Raw genomic sequence first — 3,159 nt, 5'->3', positions numbered from 1 at the left:
TCAGCCGCATTGCGGGATGAGGGCCGTCTAGTCAGTGAGGTGGCTAGTTCACGCCACGGCTCACTCGGCAGGCGCCAGTACCGGGCTGTTGTGATAGGCGGCGATCAGCCACTGGCCGTCGCGCTTCTCGAGGACCCAGGTCGCGTTCACCTTGCGCTCGTCGGCGGGAACTTCGGTCTCGCCGGCGAACAGGATGGCGGATTCGCTGATAACGATCGCGGCATCCTTGCCGACGAAGCGGATGCTGAGCTGCTTGTTGTAGGTCGAACTGCCCGCGAGCGGCCCCTCGAAGGCCAGTGCCATGTTCTGGCGGATCACCTCACGGCTGTCGCGGAGCGAGCCGGTCATGATGGCGGTCGCGTCCGCGGTGTAGTTGGCGACCATGGCGTCGGCGTCGCCCGCCTCCCATGCCTTGTAGGAATCAGCCAGCACGGCCTGGATTGCGGCCTCGTCTGCGGCACGATCGTTCGACATCGGAGTCTCCCTCGTTGATCGGCTCGCCAGCAGTGTTCCGGCGAGCTCGGGAATACATACCGGCGGTGGCGTCCGAACTCATCCCGCCCGCTGAAAGAAAATCTCGGATCTACGCGTCGAGTCGGGCCGCCAGGCCGAAAGCCGCGAAAATCTTGGGATCCTGGAACACCGAATTCCGGCTGATGCCCTCGGCGGTGACGGTGAAGATCTGGAGCGTGTGCAGTTCGTACCGGCCATCGACGCGCTGATAGGCGGCGAATCCGGGTTGCCCGCCGTTGGCGGCGACCTGCTCGAGAAGCCAGTCCTTCCCGGCCGCCTCGAAGACCCATTCCATGAACAGGCCGTAGTTGCTGCGGCCGGAGAACCAGTTGAGCATCGGCGGCATCTCCATGATGACGTCCTCGGTGAGCAGACGCTTGAGGCCCTCGACGTCGGCGTGCACGAACGCCCGCATGTAGCGCTCGACCCAGACGCGCTGCTCTGCCGTGGACGGCTCGCTGACCCGTTCGGGACCGACCCCGATCCCCTTCAGGCGGGCGCGTGCCCGTTGCAGGGAGCTGTTCACCGATACGATGGTGGTGCCGAGAATTTCCGCCGTCTCAGCCGCGGAGAAGCTGAGCACCTCACGCAGGATCAACGCACCGCGCTGCCGCGCCGACAGGTGCTGCAGGGCGGAGGCGAATGCCAAGCGCAGGCTGCTGTGATCGATCACGGTCCCGGACGGATCGCCGGTGTCCAGCAACGAATCCGGTAAGGGCTGCAGCCAGGCGGCGTGCTCTCCCCGCACGAGCGGCCCGAGCGGATCGGTCGCGGACACCAGTCCCGATGGCAGCGGTCGGCCGCCGCGAGTCTGCAGAGCGGTCAGGCAGACGTTGGTCGCGATCCGGTAGAGCCAGGTACGCAGTGAGCTGCGCGTATCGTCGTACTGCTCCCGCGCCCGCCACGCCCTCAGATACGTGTCCTGGACCAGGTCCTCTGCGTCGTGCGCCGAGCCCAACATCCGGTAGCAGTACGCCAGCAGCTCCGTCCGGAACGGTTCGATCCGACGATCGAAGCCTTCTTCCCTCGTCATCGCGCCTCATCTCCACTGCCGCCACAAGCACCATACCGGCGACCGCATTGATCATCCGCTGTGGACGGATCGACCACCACGCGGGTCGTCAGCAGCCTGGCCACGGCCAACCTCCTGGCCGTCCGCTTTTGCCGCGTGGCGCGCTGTTCGAACCGGCCATGAGGGAGGCTCCGGCCAATAATCGCGCGAAAGCAACGACAATGGCTCGGTCGGCGGCGTATCCCGGCTACCGGGCCTGGGGCTCGTGCACCGCAGGCCCGAGGCGCGCCGAGCCGGTGTCGGGGCAGGTGTCGCGGTCGGCGAGGTATTTTCCGGGCCCGGGACGGCAGTGGGTGACGAACAGCGGTCCGGCGCTGCAGTCCTTGATCCCACCTCGCGCCGATCCGTCAGCAGGGGTCGGCGGGCGCTTCGAGTGGGGCAGCGACGGCTTCGCCACGCAAGTTCCCGCGTCCTATGCGCATGTTGATCCTGGCGATGCGGGCTGCGGCGGAAGGGTGGGTCAGCGTGAAGTACGGATCGTGTCTTCGGGCAAGCGACAGCAGGGTGTCGCGGAGCGCGGGGCCGTAACCCAGGTCGACGGCCACTCGGTCGCACAGGTATTCCTGACGCCAGCTGAGCCACATCATCGGAAACAGTTGCAGGACGCAGAGTACGGCCAGGGCGACGGCGACGCGGACATCGACGGCCGGGAGCATCAGCGCTACCAGGGTGGCGAAGGGGATCGGATAGGCGATCAACAGGACGAGGGCGTGGTACACGGTCCATCGATCCCGCCGGGGCAACGTTTCGATCAGCAGTTTCGTCGGACCCCCGAAGAGTTTGAGGGCCGGTGTCGCGCACAGTATTTCGATTGCCCGCAGAAGCCAGCCGCCGATCACATGATGCCCGAGCTCATGCGCGACCACAGCCCGCAACTCGACCGGGGGCAGCTCACGGACCGCGGATATCGATACCACGACCAGGCGATGCGGTTGTGCGTGGGCAGGCATCCCGCGTGTTTGGGATTTATCCCGCACCATCAGTCGCAGACGGGATTCGGGCATGCCCGCCGCGCGCAGCACATCGTGCCGAGCCGCGATCAACGCCGCGAGGGGCTCCTCGTACTTCCGCGGATACACCGCCTCGTCGGGGTGTCGTGCAGCCGAGCGCCGACGACTTTCGTCATCCGGCAGTACCCAGCAGAGCAGGCGCATGAACAACCAGGCCGCGCAGCGTATGACCCCGACGGCGATGGCCGCCCACAGGCCGACCCACACCGCGAGACTCCGGAGAATGACCAAGGTCGCCGCGGCCCAGGGCAGCGCTACCAGTAGGCGGGTCAGTGGCAGCAGTCTCGCCTCGAGAAGCGAGAGGCCGCCGAGCCGGTATTCGGGTGTGGCCGAGGGGGATTCGAGAGACATGGCGGATCAGCCCTCCGTGCGGGTGAGGCGCTATGTTCCTAGCGCTCGCGATCACTTCACGATACGAACCGGCCGAGCGGCCGCGTAGCCCCCAGTTCGAATGGGCAGGGCGGTGAGTCCAGGAAACATGCGATCGCGGCGTCGAGCACCACGCCAAACTCCTCGGCGCTTTTGATCTTTGGGCATTCCGCGGTTATCACGTCGTTGACCAGG

At 66.4% G+C, this 3,159-nt stretch carries 3 protein-coding genes; all 3 read right to left on the bottom strand.

Annotated features, from left to right (window positions below):
• Window positions 1–60 precede the first annotated feature (60 nt).
• The gene (locus ABZW16_RS43590) at window positions 61–474 is read right to left on the bottom strand and encodes an SgcJ/EcaC family oxidoreductase (protein ID WP_354962035.1); all 414 of its coding nucleotides are present in this window, start codon (window positions 472–474) and stop codon (window positions 61–63) included.
• Between the two features lie 109 nt (window positions 475–583).
• Window positions 584–1,546, bottom strand: coding sequence for an RNA polymerase subunit sigma-70 (locus ABZW16_RS43585; RefSeq protein ID WP_354962034.1), 963 nt, complete (start codon window positions 1,544–1,546; stop codon window positions 584–586).
• Window positions 1,547–1,932: 386 nt separating this feature from the next.
• A complete protein-coding gene (locus ABZW16_RS43580; RefSeq protein ID WP_354962033.1) occupies window positions 1,933–2,946 on the bottom strand; it encodes a M48 family metalloprotease in 1,014 nt (337 codons plus the stop codon).
• Window positions 2,947–3,159: the final 213 nt, after the last annotated feature.

Source organism: Nocardia sp. NPDC004604 (assembly GCF_040609795.1).
Taxonomy (GTDB): domain Bacteria; phylum Actinomycetota; class Actinomycetes; order Mycobacteriales; family Mycobacteriaceae; genus Nocardia.
The sequence above is the reverse complement of the archived record's forward strand: the minus strand, read 5'-3'. Positions and strand labels throughout refer to the sequence as shown.